The organism is Aeromonas sp. PS2Canimalfood6 (assembly GCF_048276795.1).
Taxonomy (GTDB): Bacteria; Pseudomonadota; Gammaproteobacteria; order Enterobacterales; family Aeromonadaceae; genus Aeromonas; species Aeromonas caviae.
This window is the reverse complement of record NZ_JBLUXC010000046.1, coordinates 17,597-36,196: the sequence shown is the minus strand read 5'-3', so window position 1 is coordinate 36,196 and position 18,600 is coordinate 17,597. Positions and strand designations below refer to the sequence as shown.

Here is an 18,600-nt window from a genome sequence, read left to right as displayed (position 1 = left end):
AACCGCCAGCGTCGGCATTCACGACTTGGCAATGTCAGCCCGGCGGAGTTTAACAAGAGGTATTGGAGAACTGCTCAGGCTGCTTGATCCGGGACTGTCCGATCTTGTCAGGACACCTCAAACATCACCTGATTCTGGATATGCTGTGGCATGGCCTGGAACTCACTCACCGAGTCCGTCATCTCGATAATGACCAGACTACAACCGGTCGCGACCCAGAATGCCCTCGCCTCCTCTACTGATGAAAAGGGCTCAATAATTTGCTCCATGACCGAGACATGGAGTGCCGGGTAGGCCGCGAGCAATGTCTCCTTCGGCCATGCCATACAAGTTTTCATCGTGTTTCTCTCCAACAAAAAGGCCCTTAAGCTCAGATGAACTTAAGGGCCTGGGAACTGTGAAATGTGGACCAACAGCCGATGTGTCAGCGCTGTCTGGTTATTAATATCTGTTTATAAACAATACCTTTTCGGTCACTCAGCCTGGATCATAGACGAGAGACCTTCGCTGATATTGCGACTGCGCTCAGAGGTCAGCTTTGCATACCGCTGGGAGGATTGAATGCTGGCGTGGGCCAGCTGTGCCTTGACGTCATACAGGCTGTATTGCCCTGAAGAGACCAAGGCACTGGCGACAGAATGACGAGCCGTATGGAAGCAAACCTCATCGCGGTCTTCGATACCGGCCTTCTGCAACACCCGTTCATAGGCACATCTGGGTTCACCGATGGGCTTGCCCTGACATCGAATATGCTGGCTCGCGAACACATAGGGGTTACCGGCTATTCTGGGAAGCTTCTCCAGAATATCGATAGCCAATGTGCTCAGGTAAATGATCCGGCTCTTGCCATTCTTGGTCAGCGGTACGAACAGCGTCTTATCCTCCCAGTTCACATGTTCCCATTTAGCGAGTAACACTTCGGACTTTCTCGCCCCCGTCAGATAGAGCATCGCGATGAAGCTGCCTGCGGCTTGATTGCGATCCTGCAATGCCACCTCAATGACCCGTTTCATCTCTTCAATCGATAGGAAACGCGTCCTGGCATTGTCCTCCTTCAACAGCTTGATCTTGGCCGCCTCATTAGTGTCCAGAATGCCCCAGCGCACCGCATAGCTGCCCATGGTCTTTAACTGGGCCAGCACACGGTTGGCGGTACTCGGTGCGTAGGCCGTCTGCTGAGGGTTGTTGGGGTGAACCATCTCCGATTGCAACTGCAGGACATCCATCGCCTTGAGTTGCCGGTAACGCATGGCACCAAAGCGTGGTTCGATATTGTGTTTAAACCGCTGAATGTCGCTGCTGATCGACCGTTTACCAATGGTCTTGAGGTGCGGCAAAAAGGTCTGCCAGAAGAACTCCGACAGGGTGGGCTCTGTTTTGTAGCTGTCGCGTTCTGCTACCGGGTCGATGCCTTCTGCCAGCATCGCCTTGTACTTGCGGGCAATGGTCCTGGCTTGGCTCACATCGATATCACCGAATCGTCCCAAAGCGATGCTGCGCTTCTTGCCCTGGAGGGTATAGCGCAGTAGGAAACGCTTACTGCCCTGGCTTTTTCCTGACAAGAGTTTTAAGCCGATGACCTCTGTATCGGAGAACTCCAGTTCAGTAGCGCCAGCCTCTCGTTGTTGTGCGGGCAAAGCCTTGATGGCTGCATTGGTAAAGCGAAATTTGGTCTGCATAGATACCTCCGATGATGGGTTAGATCATGGGATTAATATCTGTTTCAAAGAGGATTCAATGCGGGTTTGGGAGGGGTGAAGACGAAGGGGTAACGGTGAGCGGCACTTGCTTCAGCACCAGAAACAGACCCCGGAAAAGTCCGGAGCAGTAGCCTACCAAACGTCCTTGGCTATGTTGGAAGACTGAGCAGGTTGTTCGCAACGAATTGCAGGAAGTAGTAAGTCGCTTAGACAAGAAATGGACAAGAAAGGAAAACTGACAGAGGGAAAACGCTGGGGAGCAGAAACAAAAACGACGCAATGAAGCGTCGTATCTGTTTAATCTGTAAGGCTTTTTCTTCAATTTTAATGGTGCCCGAGGCCGGAATCGAACCGGCACGACGCGAACGTCGAGGGATTTTAAATCCCTTGTGTCTACCGATTTCACCACTCGGGCACCGCAATCGGTATCAAGCTCGCGTGGCGGGCTTGTCAATATGGAGGCACGTTCCGGAGTCGAACCGGACTAAACGGATTTGCAATCCGCTGCATAACCGCTTTGCTAACGCGCCATGCAAAAGAGAGGAACTCTCTATTGTCTGAATTTGGAGCGGGAAACGAGACTCGAACTCGCGACCCCGACCTTGGCAAGGTCGTGCTCTACCAACTGAGCTATTCCCGCATCGGTCTGGCTGACTGCCTGACTGTGAGAACGCATTCTAGCGATGTTCCCCGCCCAGTCAACCAAAAACATTTAATACGCTGATCGTTCGGGTGTTTTTTACCCTTTTCCCACACTTTTGCAGCTCATGGCCGTTTCTCGGCGCCAGTGGCAGAGAAACGGCCATCTTCCCGTCGGGACTAGAACCGGGAGTGGTAGCTGAGATCGCCCCAGGCAGCCTTCATGTACTGGAACATGGACCAGAAGGTGAGCACGGTGGCCACGTAGAGCAGCACATAGGCGAGCCACACCATCCAGATGTCGTACTGCCAGATGAGACCGGTGAGCGACACCATCTGGATCATGGTCTTCCATTTGCCAATCCAGCTGACCGCCACCGAGGAGCGCTTGCCAAGCTCGGCCATCCATTCACGCAGGGCGGAGATGATGATCTCCCGGCCAATCATGGTCATGGCGGGGATGGTGACCCAGACGGTGTTGTAGTGCTCGACGATGACCACCAGGGCCGCCGCCACCATGATCTTGTCGGCCACCGGATCGAGGAAGGCGCCAAAGGCGGTGGACTGGTTCAGCTTGCGGGCAAGATAGCCGTCAAACCAGTCGGTTGCGGCCGCCAGGATGAAGACGATGGCCGCCGCCATGTAGGACCACTGATAGGGAAGGTAAAACAGGATGACGAAGACGGGGATGAGCAAAATCCGAAAGAACGTCAGCAGGTTAGGAATATTTGTCATTATTTTCAGCCACTTCTTGTATGCCGCTACATGGTAGCCCCAAGCCGATCGCGGATGCAACCGAACTGGCGCCCGCCTTGGTCCATTAATCCATCAATAACCTCAGGATGCCGGTCATTATGGCATTTGGGAGCCCCCTGCGTCACGGCTCTTGTGCGCAGGCGGCACGCCCTGATGCCCCCTGGCGTGACCTCCTTCACACCAAAGGCAGCGCTAGAGCGAGTGCAATGCGTCGTGGATGGACTGGGCCAGCTCCTGGCTGATGCCGGGCACCTTGGCGAGCTCGTCCACCCCGGCTTTTTTCACCTCCTGCAAACCCCCCAGGTATTTGAGCAGCGCCTGCCGCCGTTTCGGCCCCACCCCGGGAATCTCTTCCAGGGTACTGGTGGTGCGGGCCTTTGCCCGCCTGGCCCGGTGGCCCGTGATGGCAAAGCGATGGGATTCATCGCGAATGTGCTGGATGAGGTGCAAAGCGGGCATGTCTGCCGGCAGGTGCAGCTCTTCGTGGCTGTCCCCCAGGATCAGGGTCTCCAACCCCGCCTTGCGGGTCACCCCCTTGGCGATGCCCACCAGCAGCGGGTATTTGCCGCCGAGAAACTCCAACTGGCGCGCCAGGATCTCCTCCGCGCGGCGCAACTGGCCGAGACCGCCGTCGATGAACAGCACATCCGGCACCTTGTCCGGCTCCTGCTGCTTGCCAAAGCGGCGCTCCAGCGCCTGCTCCATGGCGGCGTAGTCATCCCCGCCGGTGATACCGTCGATGTTGAAGCGGCGGTATTCCGAGGAGAGCGGCCCCTCCCGGTTGAACACCACGCAGGAGGCCACGGTGCGCTCCCCCATGGTGTGGGAGATATCGAAACACTCCATGCGGGCGATGGGGGTCTCGAGCTCCAGCAGCTCCTCCAGCTGATCGTAACGGGCGCTGATGGTGCTCTTGTGGGCGAGGCGCGAGCGCAGCGCAGTCTGGGCGTTGATGGAGGCAAGCTTGATGAAGCGGGCCCGTTCGCTGCGCGTCCGGCTCACCACCCGCACCTTGTAGCCGGCGGTCTGGCTCAGGGTGTCGGCGATGACGCTCTCATCCTCCAGCGCCACGTCCAGCAGCACCTCGCTCGGGATCTGCCGTCCCCCCTGCCCCGACAGATAGAACTGCAGCAGGAAGGATTGCACCACCTCGTCAAGCGGGGTATCGGCCGGCACTTTCGGGAAGTAGCTGCGCGATCCCAGCACCTTGCCCTGGCGGATGAAGAGCACGTGGATGCAGGCGGTCCCCTGCTCGAAGGCCACCCCCACCACGTCGAGCTCGTCCAGCACGTTGCCGCTCACCGACTGCTGCTCGGTGACCCGGCGCAGGGCCTGGATCTGATCCCGGTAGCGGGCCGCCTCCTCGAAGCGCAGATCGCCGCTGGCGGACTCCATCTTGCCCACCAGCTCGCCGATCACCTGCTGGTTCTTGCCCGCGAGGAACAGCTTGGCCAGCGCCACCTGCTGGGCATACTCGGCCTCGCTCACCAGCCCCGCCACGCAGGGGCCGGCGCAGCGCTTGAGCTGGTAGAGCAAGCAGGGGCGGGTACGGTTGGCATAGACGGCATCCTCGCACTGGCGCACCGGGAAGATCTTCTGCATCAGGTGCAGGCTCTCGCGTACCGCGCCACCGGAGGGGTAAGGGCCGAAATACTCCCCCTTCACCTTGCGGGCGCCGCGATGGACGCCGATGCGCGGGTGCCGATGGTCGGTGATGATGATCCAGGGGTAGGACTTGTCATCCCGCAGCAGCACGTTGTAGCGGGGCTGGTACTGCTTGATGAGGTTGTGCTCGAGGATCAGCGCCTCGGTCTCGGTGTGGGTGACCGTTACCTGCACATCGGCAATCTGGCGCACCAGGGTGCGGGTCTTGATGCTGTCGACATTGGCACGAAAGTAGGAGGCGAGCCGTTTCTTGAGATCCTTGGCCTTGCCCACGTAGATGACGGTGCCGCCGCTGTCGTACATGCGGTAGACACCACTCTGGTGGGTGACGGCGCTCAGAAATGCCTTGCTGTCAAAATGGGGCTCGGGAGAGAGGGTCATCGGCAACTCGACTCAACGGATGAATGCAAAAAGACGGGGAGAGCATACTGCCCACAGCCTGCAAAAAGCAAAAGGCGGCCGGTGCCGCCTTTGGTGTCCACACGCCCCCGTTACAGGGTATCGGCATCCAGCATGCCATAACGAATGGCCAGATGGGTCAGCTCCACGTCACCGTTGATCCCCAGCTTGCTGAACAGGCGGTAGCGGTAGCTGTTGACCGTCTTCGGGCTCAGGTTGAGTTGCTCGGAGATGTCGGTCACCTTCTGCCCCTTGGTGATCATCATCATGATCTGCAGCTCCCTCTCTGAGAGGGACTTGAAGGGGTTCTCGTCGGCGGAGGCGAACTGGCTCAGGGCCATCTGCTGGGCGATCTCCGGGGAGATGTAGCGCTGACCGGAGTGAACCAGGCGAATGGCGTGGATCATCTCGTCCGGCGCGGCCCCCTTGGTGAGGTACCCGGCGGCGCCCGCCTGCATCACCTTGGTGGGGAACGGATTTTCTGAATGAATGGTCAGCACTATGATGCGTACATCGGGGCGGATCCGCAGGATCTTGCGGGTCGCTTCCAGACCGCCGATGCCCGGCATGTTCATGTCCATCAGGATCACATCGGGGTGATGTTGCCGACAGAAGGCCACCGCGGTTTCCCCGCTCTGCGCCTCGCCCACCACCTTGATCCCGCGGACGTCTTCCAAAATGCGTCTTATCCCTGTACGCACCAACTCATGATCATCGACCAGGAATACATTAATCACCCAAACACCCCGTTTTTTATCTCGTTATATGCCAGTTAGGGTTAACACGGCGTCTTGCATCATAACCAAACTCGATGATTTGGCAAACCATGGGCGGGAAAAGTTTGAAATTGCTCGTAAAATCCGTTTTAAATCAAATTATTATACAAAGAATCAATTAAAAAACGGCGCCCTGGGGCGCCGTGTTGCATCAAAGCCGTTCCGCCAGCCTCAACCGGCCAGCAGCGCTCGCACCTTGTCGAGATCGGCCTGGGTGTCCACCCCCACCGGCGGGGCTTGCAGCGCCTGGGCCACGTGGATCTTCTCCCCGTACCAGAGCACCCGCAGCTGCTCCAGGGCTTCGACCTGCTCGAGCACGCTCGGCGCCCAGTCCACGTAACGCTGGATGAAGCCGGCGCGATAGGCGTAGATGCCGATGTGGCGCTGGTAGTGATCGCCAATCTGCTCGCGGCTCCCCGCAACGCGATCGCTGGCCGCAAAGCGGTCCCGATCCCAGGGGATGCTGGCGCGACTGAAATAGAGGGCATACCCCTCCCGGTCGGTCACCACCTTGACGGCATTGGGATTGAACGCCTCTTCGGCATCCCTGATCGGCACCGACAGCGTCGCCATGGGCGCGCTGGCCGCGGCCAGGTTGTCCGCCACCTGGCGGATGATGACGGGGGGAATGAGGGGCTCGTCCCCCTGCACGTTGACGATGATGGTGTCGGCGGCAAAGCCGTAGTGACGGCACACCTCGGCCAGACGCTCGGTGCCGGACTGGTGATCCGGTGAGGTCATGCACACCTCGAACCCGGCAGCGGCGGCAAAGGGAGCCAGAGCCTGCTGCACCCGCTCGTCATCGGTGGCGACGATCACCCGATCGGCGCCCGATTGCAGGGCCTTCTCCACCACGTGCTGCACCATGGGCTTGCCGTGAATGTCGGCCAGCGGCTTGCCCGGCAGCCGGGTGGAGGCGTAACGGGCAGGAATGACGACGACGAAACTCATGGCTTCAGCTCTTCCAGCGCCAGGTGGCGGGCCCGGTTCTCCAGCAGCACCGGGATCCCCTCCTCCAGGGGATAAGCCAGTCTATCGAAGCGGCAGATGAGCTCCTGAGGGCCCTCGGCGTGCGCTTGATAGTGCAGTTTCCCCTTGCAGACCGGGCAGGCGATGATGTCGAGCAATTTAATATCCAGTGCCACAACGAAACTCCTTTAACGATTTCCCACAGGCGATCTTGCCTGGCATGTCAATGTGCAGGGCCAGCCCCCGAGTCCGGGCGCTGGCCGTCTGTTCCAATCCGGTGGCGCCCCGTCAGGGCGCCTGGTGCTTGTCCCCCCCGGGCTGCGGGCCCAGGGTGCGCAGCAGCGCCTCCCCCAGGGCATCGGGCAGCTCGGCGCTGACCGGCAGATACCACCAGTTGTCCGGGGCGAAGGGGCGGCACTTGACCGCATCCTTCTCGGTCATCAGCAAGGGGCGCTGGCCGAAGCGGGCCAGCAGCTCGGCGGCGTCGAACGCCTGGTGATCCCCGTAGCCGACGCTCTGCACCAGCTCGTAACCAAGGGCGGTCAGGGTGGCGAAGAAACGGGGGGGATGGCCGATGCCCGCCAGGGCATCCACCGGCCCCGAGAGGGGGGCCGTGAGAGGCGCATCGTCGCACACCCGGCGCAGGGTATCCGGCACCAGGCGCATGGCATATTCGCCACGGGCGGGTTCGCCGCCGTTGCAGATGATGGCGTCCACCCGCTTGAGGCGGGTCGTGGGCTCGCGCAGCGGCCCCATGGGCAGCAGACAGCCATTGCCAAAGCGGCGCGCCCCGTCCACCACCACTAGTTCGATGTCACGGGCCAGGGCATAGTGCTGCAGGCCGTCGTCGGTGACGATGATGTCCACCTCACCGCTTTGCTCCAGCAACCGCACCGCATCGGCCCGTCTGGGGGCCACCGCCACGGGGCAGCCGCAGCGCCTTGCGATGAGCACGGGCTCATCCCCGGCCTCGGCCGGGGTGCTGCTCTCATCCAGTCGATAGGGGTAATGGGGCGCCTTGCCGCCATAACCGCGGCTGACCACGCCTGGGCGCCAGCCCCGGGCCTGGAGTTGTTCTACCAGCCAGACCACCACCGGGGTCTTGCCGTTGCCCCCCACCGAGAGATTGCCCACCACCACCACCGGCAGGGTGGCCCGATAGGCGCTGAGCCAGCCCCGGCGATACCCCAGACGGCGGACGCCGCTGATCAGGGCAAACAGCAGGGCGAAGGGGGCCAGCCCCCAGCGCCAGAGGCTGTTCCCGTACCAGAGTCTGGCCAGCATCAGCCCTGGTTACCCGTGGCAGTATTACCAAACTGAATGGCCCGCAGCTGGGCATAAGTACCATGCATGTCCATCAGGGTTTGGTGGTTGCCGCGCTCGACGATGTGTCCCTCGTCGATCACCAGGATCTCGTCCGCCTTCTCGATGGTGGAGAGGCGGTGGGCGATCACGAGGGAAGTGCGCGCCTTGCACAGCTCGTCGATGGCCGCCTGGATGTGACGCTCGGACTCGGTGTCCAGGGCCGAGGTGGCTTCGTCCAGCAGCAGCACCGGGGAGTCCCGCAGCAGGGCGCGGGCGATGGCGATGCGCTGGCGCTGGCCGCCGGAGAGGGAGGCGCCGTTCTCGCCGATGACGGTGTCATAACCTTCCGGCATCTTGCTGACGAAGTCGTCAGCATGGGCGATGCGGGCCGCCTGCTGGATCTCGTCGCGGCTGTACTTCTCTTCCGCCGCGTAGGCGATGTTGTTGGCCACGGAGTCGTTGAAGAGGTGCACGTGCTGGGAGACCAGGGCGTACTGCTTGCGCAGCTCGCTCAGGCGGTATTCGCGGATGTTGACGCCATCCAGCAGAATTTCCCCCTCTTCGATGTCATAGAAGCGGGTCAGGAGGCTCGCGATGGTGCTCTTGCCGGAGCCGGAACGACCCACCAGGGCCACCGATTTGCCTGCCTCCACCTTGAAGCTGATGTTGCGCAGCGCCGGTGTCTCCTTGGTCGGGTAGGTGAAGGTGACGTTGCGAAACTCGATTTCACCTCGGGCACGTTCCAGGGTGCGGGTGCCGGTGTCCTGCTCCGGGGTGGAGTCCAGCAGACCGAACAGGCTCTGGCAGGCGGTGATGCCGCGCTGGAACTGGTTGTTCACGTCGGTCAGGCTTTTCAGCGGCTTGAGCAGCATCATCATGGAGGTGACCATGACGGTGAAGGTGCCCGCGGTCAGGGTCGCCTTGACGCTGTCGATGGTGGCGACATAGAGGAAGACCGCAAGGGCCACGGAGGCCACCATCTGGACGATGGGGCTGCCGATGGCGTCGGCGGCGACCATCTTCATGGTCTGCTGGCGCATCCGGTTGCTCACCTGGTAGAAGCGCTTGTCCTCAACCTCCTGGCCCCCGAACATCAGCACCTCTTTGTGCCCCTTGAGCATCTGCTCGGTGGAGGTGGTGATGTCACCCACTGCCTGCTGGATGTGGCGGCTTATCTTGCGAAAACGTCGGCTGATGATGCTGATGAGGATCCCGACCAGGGGCCCCACCACCAGGAAGATCACCGACAACTGCCAGGAGTGCCAGAACATCAGGCCCAGCAGGCCGATGACGGTGGCCCCTTCCCGCACCAGGGACACCAGGGTCGAGCTCGCGGCGGACGACACCTGACCGGCGTCATAGGTCACCTTGGAGAGCAGGTTGCCGGTGTTCTGGCGGTCGAAGAAGCTCATGGGCATGGCCATCAGGTGGCTGAACACCTGCTGCTGCAGGCGCATCACCACGTGGTTGCCGACCCAGGCCATGCAGTAGTTGGAGAGGAAGGCGGCGCAGCCGCGCAGAGCCACGATGCCGAGGACGAAGAAGGGCATCCACTTGAGCACGCTGCTGTCGTTGCCGTTGAGCCCCTGATCGATGAGCGGTTTGATGGAGTAGACGAAGGTGGTATCCACGGCCGCGTAACCCAGCATGCCAATGATGCCGCCCACCAGACCCAGCTTGCGATCCCGGACATAACCGAGCAGGCGCTTGAAGACGGTCCAGCTCTCTTGTGAGGTTTCTTGTTGCATGAATAGCCGTTAATAAGGGAAATGACGGGCTATTCTAGCCAAACCTTGGAGCTACACCAAGCGCCGCTGGCGCGATGGCTACAACCCGGGTCACAAATGAAGGCCGCCCCTTGCCGGGCTGGCTCATTGGATCCTCACTCCCTTCCCCATACCTGCGGCTGCCACCAGGGGCCGCCACGCCGGTACCAGGGCCCCTGCTCCCGCTCGGCCCGGATCCTGAGCCCCGCGTCTCCCGGCTCGATCAGGATGGCGCCCGCCTCCCCCGTGACCCACTGCCGCGCCCCCTGGTATCGCGCCACCACCTCGGGGCGGGGAAAGCCCCACTGGTTCATGAAGCCTGCGCTGTGCACCACGAAGGCAGGTTTCACCGCCGCCACGAAGGGGGCCGTGGAGGAGGTGCGACTGCCATGATGCGGGCTCACCAGCAGGGTGCTGGCCAGCCCCGCGCCCTCACCCTCCTCCAGCGCCAGCAGGCGGCGCTCCGCCTGCTGCTCGATGTCGCCGCTCAGCAGCAGCCGATGACGCCCGTCGTCCAGCTGCACCACGCAACTGTCGTTGTTGCGCCCCGCCCCGGCTGCCAGGGGCCAGAGCACCCGCACATCCAGTCCCTGCCAGTGCCACTGCTGACCTCGGCGGCAGGCCTGGGTAGCCGGTGTAAAGGGGAAGGAGGAGAGCTCCCGGCGCACCGCCATGCTCTGCAGCAGAGCCTGCCGGTTGCCCGCGTGATCCCTGTCTCTGTGGCTGATGATCAGGGTGTCGATCACCCGGATGCCGAGCCGGTTGAGCAGGGGCAGGATGGCCGCATCCGCCATGTTGTAGCCCCCGGGGTAGCGATCCCCGGTATCAAACAGGATGGCCCGATCCCCCCGGGTGACGAGCACCGAGAGCCCCTGCCCCACGTCCAGCACCCGCACCTGCCAGGAAGCGGGAGCAGGCCAGAGGGCGAGCAGCAGGGCCGCCGCCACCGGTCCCCCCAGGGCGCGCCCTCCCGGCAGGTGCCATCCTGTCCACAACAGGATCAGCAGGGCGCTGGCGGGCATCAGCCAGCCGGGCACCGGCCACCAGAGCTGCAGGCGATCCGCCAGCTGCGTGAGCCCCCACAGCACCCACTCCAGGCCGAAGGCGGAGACCCAGAGCAGGCCGTGGGCCAGCAACGTGGAGAGGGGCGCCACCAGCACGCCGATGAGCGCCAGGGGAATGATGACAAGGCAGAACAGCGGCAGTGTCAGCAGATTGAGCAGAAACGCCAGGGGCGCCATCCCCTCGAACAGCAGCAGTTGCAGGGGCAGCAATCCGAGCAGCAGCAGAAGTTGCAGCCGCACCAGGCCGGGGCGATCGTGCAGCAGGCTCGCCAGCAACAGCAGGGCCACCGCCAGAAAAGAGAGCCAGAACCCCGCCGAATAGAGGGCGAAAGGGTCCCACAATGTCAGCACCACAAAGGCCCACAGCCAGATCCGGTGGCTCGGCCAGTCCCGCTTTAGCCAGCGCAGCAGGCTCCACACCAGCACCATGATGAGGGCACGCTCGGTGGCCACCGCAAACCCCGCCAGCCAGCTGTAGGTGGCCGCGAACAGGAGCGACACGCAGATAGCCCCGCGCAGCCCGAACAGCCGCCCGAGCCACCAGCCGAGCACCGCTACCAGGGCGATATGCTGGCCCGAGATGGCGATGATGTGGGTCAGGCCGCTGCCGCGAAAGAGTTCCCACTGGGCATCCGTGATCCCCCCCTGCTCCCCGAAGGTGAGGGCCGCCAGCAGGGGGGCCTGCGCCATCCCCTCCCAGGCGCGACTCGCCGCCGCCAGCCAGCGATCGCGCACACCCGGGGGCACGGCATCCAGGGCGATGACCCGGCGCAGGTTGCCGGTGGCGGTGATCCCCTTGCCAAGGAGCAGGCGTCGCCCATCCATCCCCGCTTCGTTGGCCAGGCCATGGGCCGGCTTGAGAGAGGTCACCAGGGTGACGCGGCTGCCGGCAGGCAACGGCGGCAACACCTGATAGGCATTGACCCGCACCAGGGGTGGCACGATGAGGGGGCGATCGTCCAGGGTGTCGAGGCGCAGCAGCAGGCGCGCAAATTTATCCCCCTCTTTCTCTCCCGAAGACTCCGCACTTTGCACGTGTGCGGTTATGATGTGGCTCGTTTTTTTGCCAAGCTGATCCAGCCAGGCAAGCCGGTAGTGCAAATTCACCTGCATCCAGAGGATGCCGAGCAGCAGAAACAGCAGCCGCCAGCAACGACCACCGGCAAGGGGGAGCGCGAGCAGCAGCATCAGGCCACCCCATTCCCATGAAGGCAGCCATGGCCAAAGCAGTGAGGAGCTTGCCCCCAGGGCAAACGACAACAGACGCAGATCCATGGAGCAAGTATTTAGCAAGGTTCAGAACATGCCCAAACGAATCATACAGCGCTGGCTACCCGACCCGGCGACCCTCAAGGAACACAAGCACTTGCGACTCTTTGGCAAGCTGCTGCTGGATGCCAATCTCTGGCATCTCAACCGGCGCTCCGCCGCCGGTGCCTGTGCGGTCGGTCTCTTCATGGCCTGGATTCCCCTCCCCTGCCAGATGCTGCTGGCCGCTGGCGGCGCCATCGCCTGCCGGGTCAACCTGCCCCTCTCGGTGGCCCTGGTCTGGCTCTCCAACCCCCTGACCATGCCACCGCTGTTTTATGGCGCCTATCTGGTGGGCTGCCAGTTGCTGGGGCAACCCTCCCAGCACATCGAGATCACCTTCACCTGGGCCTGGCTGGTGTCGGTGTTCGAGACGGTGGCCCCGCCGCTCTTGCTGGGCTCCCTGGTGCTTGCCCTGCTGAGCGCCCTCGTCGGCTATGTCCTGGTTCGCGCGGGCTGGCGCCTGAGCACGGTGCGCCAGTGGCAAAAACGCAAGGTGGCGCGCCCATGCTGAATCGCTGGTTGGCCCGCTTCAAGATTGACCCCGATACCCTGCGCCAACAGAAGTGGTTCGCCCTCTTTGGCGAACGACTGCTGACCCCCGCCCTTTGGCAAGGGGGAACGCGGGCCCTCTGTGGCGCCGTGGCGGCCGGGCTGTTCGCCAGCTGGGTCCCCATGCCCATGCACTCCCTAGTGGCCGTCGCCCTGGTGCTGGCGTTCAGCTTCAACCTGCCGCTGGCCCTCTTGGCGGTCTGGTTCAACAACCCGCTGACGCTCCCCTTCATGTACCTCTACGCCTATCGTACCGGTTGCCTGGTGCTGAACGAGACGCCAGCCCCCTTCCATCTCACCTGGTCCCTGCACTGGCTGGAACAGGAAGCGGCCATCCTGGTGCCCCCCTTCCTGCTTGGCAGCCTGCTGCTGGCGGTGCTGAGCGCTGCCGCCGGCGCCTTGCTCACCCTGCTGCTGTTGCAACTGGGCAAGCTGACCCGCCCCCGCTAGGTTGCCAGCACGCCGTCCTTGTCTCGGGCGGCGTGCCTTGCCATCGTCTGCCTCTGCCACCACACTCCTTGTAACCCGTTGTTTTTCGACCCCCATTCGAAACAAGGAGCCCACCATGGCCGAACCGCTCACGCTGGCCCATGCCAATGGCCACCCCCTCTCCCTGCTCCCCGCCATGGCCAATCGCCACGGCCTCATCACCGGGGCCACCGGCACCGGCAAGACAGTCACCCTGCAGGTGCTGGCGGAGGGGTTTTCCCGCCTCGGCGTGCCGGTCTTTCTGGCCGACGTGAAGGGGGATCTGAGCGGCCTGGGCGCCGCCGGTACCGCCTCTGCCAAGCTGGATGCCCGTCTGGCCCAGCTCGGCCTTCAGGCACCCGACTTTGCCGCCAGCCCCACCCTGTTCTGGGATCTCTTCGCCGAAGAGGGCCACCCGGTGCGGGCCACCGTCTCCGACATGGGGCCTCTGTTGCTTGCACGCCTGCTCGGCCTCAACGACACCCAGAGCGGGGTGCTGGAGCTGGTGTTCAAGGTGGCGGACGACGAGGGGTTGCTGTTGCTCGATCTGAAAGACCTGCGGGCCATGGTGCAGTTTGCGGGGGAGCACGCCAAGACCCTCACCACCCGCTACGGCAATGTGTCGACCGCCTCCATCGGCGCCATCCTGCGCAACCTCCTCACCCTGGAGAACGCGGGCGGCGATCACTTCTTCGGCGAGCCCATGCTGGACATCCAGGATCTGATGCAGACCGACGCGGCGGGCCACGGCCATATCAATGTACTGGCCGCCGGCAAGCTCACCCAGTCCAGCCGCCTCTATGCCTGCTTCCTGCTCTGGCTGCTCTCCGAGCTGTTCGAACAGTTGCCCGAGATAGGGGATCCGGAAAAGCCCGTGCTGGTGTTCTTCTTCGACGAGGCCCACCTGCTGTTCAAGGATGCACCCAGGGCGCTGCTGGAGAAAATTGAGCTGGTGGTGCGCCTCATCCGCTCCAAGGGGGTGGGCGTCTATTTCGTGACCCAGAGTCCGGCCGACATCCCCGACAGCGTGCTGGGGCAGCTTGGCAACCGGGTGCAGCACGCCCTGCGCGCCTTCACCCCGAGCGATCAGAAGGCGGTGCGCATCGCCGCCAACACCCTGCGGGCCAACCCTGCCTTCGACGCCGCCGGAGCCATCACTGAACTGGGGGTCGGGGAGGCGCTCATCTCCCTGCTCGACGAGAAGGGGCGGCCCAGCGTGGTGGAGCGCGCCTTCATCGCGCCCCCGGCCAGCCGCATCGGCCCCCTGAGCGCGGCCGAGCGCCAGGCGCTTATTCAGGGCTCATTGCTCTACGGCAGATACGACACCCAGGAGGACAGGGAGTCCGCGTTCGAGCGGCTTCAGGAGGCATCGCCCGCCACCGGTGACGAGACCGCTTCCCCACAGACCGACCAGGGTGGCGGTCTGCTGGATGCCTTGAATGGCATCCTGTTCGGTCGCACCGGCCCCCGTGGTGGCCAGCATGACGGGGTGGTGCACCGCCGCCAAGAGCGTGGCCCGCACCCTCGGCAACGAGGTGGGACGCCAGCTGATGCGCGGGGTGCTCGGCTCCCTGCTGGGGAGCAGCAAGCGGCGCCGCTGATGCCGGAAAATGAAAAAGCCCGCCGATACGGCGGGCTTTTTATGGCTGAAGCAAGGCGCTTGGCGCAGATGCTTCTCTCTTACAACACCTTGGCGATGGCGTCGCAGAGGGGATCAATGTTGGCGCGGGTGATACCGGCCACGCTGATCCGGCCGGAGCCGACGATATAGATGGCGAATTCGCTCTTGAGGCGCTCCACCTGATCCTTGGAGAGACCGGAGAAGGAGAACATGCCGTTCTGTTCGCGGATGAAACTGAAATCCTGGTTCACCCCCCGCTCGGCCAGCTTCTCCACCAGCAGCTCGCGCATCTCGCGAATGCGCACCCGCATGGCGGCCACTTCTTCCACCCACTCCGCATAGAGGGCCGGGTCGCTCACCACGGTGGTGACAACGGCGGCGCCATGTGACGGCGGGTTGGAGTAGTTGGCACGAATGACGGTCTTCACCTGGGTGAAGGCGACGTCGGCCACCGCCTTGGTCGCGCAGACCAGGGTGAAGGCGCCGACCCGCTCGTTGTAAAGACCGAAGTTCTTGGAGAAGGAGCTCGCCACCAGCAGCTCGTCGTGGCACTCGGCGAAGATGCGAAGGCCTTCGGCATCCTCTTCGATACCCCGGGCGAAGCCCTGATAGGCAAAGTCAAAGAGCGGCAGCCAGCCGGCGGCGGCACTCTGCCTGGCCAGGGCGCGCCACTGCTCGGTGGTGGGGTCGATACCAGTCGGGTTGTGGCAGCAGCCGTGCAGCAGCACCAGATCCCCCGCCTGCGCGTCAGACAGGGAGGCCTGCATGGCGGCGAAGTCGAGTCCCTTGGTGGCGGCGTCGTAGTACTTGTACCACTTGACGGTCAAACCGGCCGCCTGGAACACGCTGACATGGTTCGCCCAGGTGGGATCGGAGATCCAGATGGTCTTGGCGAGATTGTTGCGTACCACGAACTCGGCGGCGATGCGCAGGGCACCGGTACCGCCCGGCGCCTGCGCCGTCTTGGCGCGGCCGCTGGTCACCAGGGCGGCATCACGGCCGAACAGCAGTTGCTGCACGATGCGGCCGTATTCGATATTGCCTTCGATACCGAGGTAGTTCTTGGTCTTCTCGTCGGTCAAGAGCTTCTGCTCGGCTTGCTTGACGCAGTGAAGGATAGGAGTGGCACCGGTTTCATCCTTGTAGATACCGACCCCCAGATTGATCTTGTGGCTGCGAGTGTCGGCACGGAAGGCTTCGGTCAGGCCCAGGATCGGATCCGCTGGGGCGGCAACAACCTTTTCAAACATGGTATTCCCTGTAGTCCGTTGAGTTCGTTGGCTAGCAAAGTAGGTTGGCAAACAAAAGCGCCCGTCCAGGGAGCGCTTCGTCAGCTCTTTATACCACTGCCTTCCATAGGGGAAAACCGCTTTCTCGGCGCCGCCTCAACCAATCCCGTGCCAATCCGGTGCCAGGGCACACACCTCGACCGACAGACCCCGATTCGACTCCACCAGATCATTGCACTGTGCCAGCAGCGCACGGGGGATACGGCTCGGCTCCCAGGGCCGACCATCCCCCAGGGGAGCCCCGTAAGCCGCCTTGATGGGCACCAGATCCCGGGGCAGCCACCAGCTCGCCGGTCTCCCCAACCGCTGGGCCAATGCCAGTACTCTGTCGACCCCGGCCGGATCCAGGGCAGTGAGGTGGCTCCAGAGGGTCTGGGGCGGCAAGGCGGCGATCAGGGGCTCCAGCGTGCCGGGATCCTCGGCGGGATACCAGACCAGCAGGGCGTCGGCGGGCAGTGGCAACTCGGCGAAGGCGCCGACGGCATCGGTCGTGATCACCCGCTGTATCTCCCCCTCTCCCCAGAGGATCTTGCCAAGCTGCGCCAGGGTGCGGGCTGGCAGCGCCACCTCCCCCAGGGTCTGGAGCCAAGGGGCGGCATCCAGCAGGGTGCCGCCGCTGAGAAACAGGCTGAACGGCCGTGCGGCCCGCAGACGAAGGGGCAGATCACTGCAAAGCCGGATCCCCTTGTCTTCGAAGTCGATCTGCTCGATGGGGCTGAAATGCCCCTCCCCCTTGCGATACAGGGCCGCCAGCACCCGCTCGTTGACCCTCTCCCCCAGTTGCCAGCCGTGGGATTGCAGCCACTCCTCGGGTTCCGGCGGGGCACTGGCCATCTTCGCCAGCATCAGCTCCCGAGTCAGATAGCGGTGCCCGGCAGGGGTGAGCTCATAGTGATGATTACCAACGGCCAGCAGCAACTGGTTGTCCCGAAGCATGCCGATGAGCGGCTGCCATTGACGACCGCGAACAGCCTGGGGGCCGCCGCTCAGCAACTGCTGTGCCAGCGCGCGCCACTCGGGGTGGGTGAAATCGATCAAAGGCATCCTTCCCTGTCGGCCAATCTGCTTCAACAAATTGAATAATCTAGCGATTTACCAGAGGAGAACCAAGGGGGCAAGGAAGACAACGTGATATGGCGCAGGGCCAGAGGACGAAAAGTGGTGAACGGGCCAAAAAACAGAACGGCCAAGCAAGCTTGGCCGTTCATCAACTAAATCAGCGCAGAGGCTAGATTAGAAGTTGTATTGCAGGGCAACAGTGAACTCGTCGTCCTTGTCGTTGATACCCTGGATTTTGTACTCGGTGTACGCCTTGAACTTGGAAGTGAAGTTGTACTGCACGCCCAGCAGGGTTTCGTCGACGATGTCTGCGTAAGAAGAACCGGCGGAGTTGGACAGTACCTTGCCTTCGGCGAAGTTGTAACCGGCCAGGAAGGTCCAGGCGTCAACGTTGTAGGAAGCAGCCAGCTCGTAGCCACGGCCCTTGTCCTTGTTGTTGCCTTGGGTGGTGTTGTCGTAGCTCAGGTCACCCTGGGTGTACATACCGGCGAAGTAGAAACCGTTGATGGCGTAGTGTGCGCCCAGGGCCCACTCTTTCTTGTCGCCAGAAGCACTGGAAGTAGTGCTTTCCAGGTCGGAGTAAGCGTAACCGGCGTTCAGGCCCAGACCGAAGTCGAAGTCATAACCTGCAGCAGCGGCGTAGCCGTAGTTGCGCTTGGCGTTCGGACCGTAGACGTCGGTTTCCTTGATGCCTTGACCGATGTCAGTAACCTTGACGGCTACGTCATCGTTGGTCTGGTAGGACACTTTGCCCTTGAAGCCACCGAAGGTGTTGGAGTAGATGATCTGGCCTTCTTGACGACCGTCGTAGAAGTTACCTACGTCACCCCATTCGTTGAAGATATCGGTCGGCTCCAGCACGTCGTAGAACGCGGTGTCGGTCTGGCCGAAGATGATCTTGCCGTACTGGGTACCGTCCAGGCCGACATAGATGTGACGGGAGTTGAACTTGTTGTCAGAGTTTTCGGCGGATACTTGCCACTCGGTCTTGGCGATACCGGACCAGGTGTTGTTCAGGCCGACTTTGCCGGACCAGCCCAGACGGGAGGAACCAACCAGTTCAGCGTCGGTATCGTCGTGTTCACCGTAGTAGTTGGCTTGAACACGGCCATAGATATCAAAAGAGGTACCGTCTTTGTCGTAAACGACAGCAGCGTTGGCTGCGGATGCGAACAGAGCCGGGATAGCAATAGCCAGAATTGTCTTTTTCATAGTTTCCAATGCCTACTGTAATTAAACACTAAGTCTTTGTTATTCCCTGTGT

Annotated in this window: 15 protein-coding genes, 3 tRNA genes and 1 pseudogene; 3 read left to right on the top strand and 16 right to left on the bottom strand. The window is 62.4% G+C overall.

The window, feature by feature from the left end; genetic code table 11:
• Positions 1 to 107: 107 nt before the first annotated feature.
• From ACNPAA_RS16405 to ACNPAA_RS16345, 13 genes are all read right to left on the bottom strand, one after another.
• On the bottom strand, positions 108 to 326 hold the full coding sequence (locus ACNPAA_RS16405; protein ID WP_244812396.1) for a hypothetical protein: 219 nt from the start codon (positions 324 to 326) through the stop codon (positions 108 to 110).
• Between the two features lie 147 nt (positions 327 to 473).
• Positions 474 to 1,679, bottom strand: a complete 1,206-nt coding sequence (locus ACNPAA_RS16400) for a tyrosine-type recombinase/integrase (protein ID WP_257710040.1) — start codon at positions 1,677 to 1,679, stop codon at positions 474 to 476.
• Between the two features lie 349 nt (positions 1,680 to 2,028).
• Positions 2,029 to 2,115: transfer RNA gene (locus ACNPAA_RS16395), tRNA-Leu, on the bottom strand.
• A 41-nt stretch (positions 2,116 to 2,156) separates the two neighbouring features.
• Positions 2,157 to 2,230 (bottom strand) — tRNA-Cys (locus tag ACNPAA_RS16390).
• Positions 2,231 to 2,264: 34 nt separating this feature from the next.
• A tRNA-Gly gene (locus ACNPAA_RS16385) sits at positions 2,265 to 2,340 on the bottom strand.
• 179 nt (positions 2,341 to 2,519) lie between these two features.
• The gene (pgsA, locus tag ACNPAA_RS16380) at positions 2,520 to 3,074 is read right to left on the bottom strand and encodes a CDP-diacylglycerol--glycerol-3-phosphate 3-phosphatidyltransferase (protein ID WP_010675229.1); all 555 of its coding nucleotides are present in this window, start codon (positions 3,072 to 3,074) and stop codon (positions 2,520 to 2,522) included.
• 213 nt (positions 3,075 to 3,287) lie between these two features.
• Complete coding sequence (gene uvrC / locus ACNPAA_RS16375; RefSeq protein WP_104453121.1) at positions 3,288 to 5,141, bottom strand: excinuclease ABC subunit UvrC; 1,854 nt, start codon at positions 5,139 to 5,141, stop codon at positions 3,288 to 3,290.
• 110 nt (positions 5,142 to 5,251) lie between these two features.
• On the bottom strand, positions 5,252 to 5,896 hold the full coding sequence (gene uvrY, locus ACNPAA_RS16370) for a UvrY/SirA/GacA family response regulator transcription factor (protein WP_010675231.1): 645 nt from the start codon (positions 5,894 to 5,896) through the stop codon (positions 5,252 to 5,254).
• 210 nt (positions 5,897 to 6,106) lie between these two features.
• A complete protein-coding gene (gene kdsB, locus ACNPAA_RS16365) occupies positions 6,107 to 6,886 on the bottom strand; it encodes a 3-deoxy-manno-octulosonate cytidylyltransferase (RefSeq protein WP_049636856.1) in 780 nt (259 codons plus the stop codon).
• Entirely contained in the window at positions 6,883 to 7,080 is a 198-nt protein-coding gene (locus tag ACNPAA_RS16360; protein ID WP_010675233.1) for a Trm112 family protein, read from the bottom strand. Before ACNPAA_RS16360 ends, kdsB begins: the two co-directional genes overlap by 4 nt.
• Before the next feature lie 112 nt (positions 7,081 to 7,192).
• Positions 7,193 to 8,188 (bottom strand): tetraacyldisaccharide 4'-kinase, encoded by a 996-nt coding sequence (gene lpxK, locus ACNPAA_RS16355; RefSeq protein WP_041213130.1) that lies wholly within the window; start codon positions 8,186 to 8,188, stop codon positions 7,193 to 7,195.
• Complete coding sequence (gene msbA, locus ACNPAA_RS16350; RefSeq protein ID WP_039040276.1) at positions 8,188 to 9,957, bottom strand: lipid A ABC transporter ATP-binding protein/permease MsbA; 1,770 nt, start codon at positions 9,955 to 9,957, stop codon at positions 8,188 to 8,190. Before msbA ends, lpxK begins: the two co-directional genes overlap by 1 nt.
• Before the next feature lie 134 nt (positions 9,958 to 10,091).
• Positions 10,092 to 12,227, bottom strand: a complete 2,136-nt coding sequence (locus ACNPAA_RS16345; RefSeq protein ID WP_417891869.1) for a DNA internalization-related competence protein ComEC/Rec2 — start codon at positions 12,225 to 12,227, stop codon at positions 10,092 to 10,094.
• Between the two features lie 115 nt (positions 12,228 to 12,342).
• Here ACNPAA_RS16345 and ACNPAA_RS16340 point away from each other — a divergent pair, with 115 nt between their 5' ends.
• From ACNPAA_RS16340 to ACNPAA_RS16330, 3 genes and pseudogenes are all read left to right on the top strand, one after another.
• Positions 12,343 to 12,861 carry a DUF2062 domain-containing protein gene (locus ACNPAA_RS16340; RefSeq protein WP_202041309.1) on the top strand — a complete coding sequence of 173 codons (519 nt, stop codon included), beginning with the start codon at positions 12,343 to 12,345 and terminating at the stop codon, positions 12,859 to 12,861.
• Positions 12,855 to 13,349: a DUF2062 domain-containing protein gene (locus tag ACNPAA_RS16335; RefSeq protein ID WP_042017571.1), complete on the top strand. Its 495-nt coding sequence runs from the start codon at positions 12,855 to 12,857 to the stop codon at positions 13,347 to 13,349. Before ACNPAA_RS16340 ends, ACNPAA_RS16335 begins: the two co-directional genes overlap by 7 nt.
• A gap of 115 nt (positions 13,350 to 13,464) precedes the next feature.
• Positions 13,465 to 14,968, top strand: a pseudogene (locus tag ACNPAA_RS16330) (helicase HerA-like domain-containing protein).
• 79 nt (positions 14,969 to 15,047) lie between these two features.
• On the opposite strand, the gene ACNPAA_RS16325 reads toward ACNPAA_RS16330, so the two are convergent.
• From ACNPAA_RS16325 to ACNPAA_RS16315, 3 genes are all read right to left on the bottom strand, one after another.
• Entirely contained in the window at positions 15,048 to 16,238 is a 1,191-nt protein-coding gene (locus ACNPAA_RS16325; RefSeq protein WP_010675240.1) for an amino acid aminotransferase, read from the bottom strand.
• A gap of 135 nt (positions 16,239 to 16,373) precedes the next feature.
• Positions 16,374 to 17,315: a hypothetical protein gene (locus ACNPAA_RS16320; protein WP_319855221.1), complete on the bottom strand. Its 942-nt coding sequence runs from the start codon at positions 17,313 to 17,315 to the stop codon at positions 16,374 to 16,376.
• A gap of 195 nt (positions 17,316 to 17,510) precedes the next feature.
• Positions 17,511 to 18,548: a porin gene (locus tag ACNPAA_RS16315; protein WP_417891868.1), complete on the bottom strand. Its 1,038-nt coding sequence runs from the start codon at positions 18,546 to 18,548 to the stop codon at positions 17,511 to 17,513.
• Positions 18,549 to 18,600 lie beyond the last annotated feature (52 nt).

Bases quoted from the DNA above. Each gene is read 5' to 3' on its own strand.
- ACNPAA_RS16405 (WP_244812396.1), bottom strand. From the start codon at position 326: ATGGCATGGCCGAAGGAGACATTGCTCGCGGCCTACCCGGCACTCCAT.
- ACNPAA_RS16400 (WP_257710040.1), bottom strand. From the start codon at position 1,679: ATGCAGACCAAATTTCGCTTTACCAATGCAGCCATCAAGGCTTTGCCC.
- pgsA (WP_010675229.1), bottom strand. From the start codon at position 3,074: ATGACAAATATTCCTAACCTGCTGACGTTCTTTCGGATTTTGCTCATC.
- uvrC (WP_104453121.1), bottom strand. From the start codon at position 5,141: ATGACCCTCTCTCCCGAGCCCCATTTTGACAGCAAGGCATTTCTGAGC.
- kdsB (WP_049636856.1), bottom strand. From the start codon at position 6,886: ATGAGTTTCGTCGTCGTCATTCCTGCCCGTTACGCCTCCACCCGGCTG.
- lpxK (WP_041213130.1), bottom strand. From the start codon at position 8,188: ATGCTGGCCAGACTCTGGTACGGGAACAGCCTCTGGCGCTGGGGGCTG.
- msbA (WP_039040276.1), bottom strand. From the start codon at position 9,957: ATGCAACAAGAAACCTCACAAGAGAGCTGGACCGTCTTCAAGCGCCTG.
- ACNPAA_RS16345 (WP_417891869.1), bottom strand. From the start codon at position 12,227: ATGCTGCTGCTCGCGCTCCCCCTTGCCGGTGGTCGTTGCTGGCGGCTG.
- ACNPAA_RS16340 (WP_202041309.1), top strand. From the start codon at position 12,343: ATGCCCAAACGAATCATACAGCGCTGGCTACCCGACCCGGCGACCCTC.
- ACNPAA_RS16335 (WP_042017571.1), top strand. From the start codon at position 12,855: ATGCTGAATCGCTGGTTGGCCCGCTTCAAGATTGACCCCGATACCCTG.
- ACNPAA_RS16325 (WP_010675240.1), bottom strand. From the start codon at position 16,238: ATGTTTGAAAAGGTTGTTGCCGCCCCAGCGGATCCGATCCTGGGCCTG.
- ACNPAA_RS16315 (WP_417891868.1), bottom strand. From the start codon at position 18,548: ATGAAAAAGACAATTCTGGCTATTGCTATCCCGGCTCTGTTCGCATCC.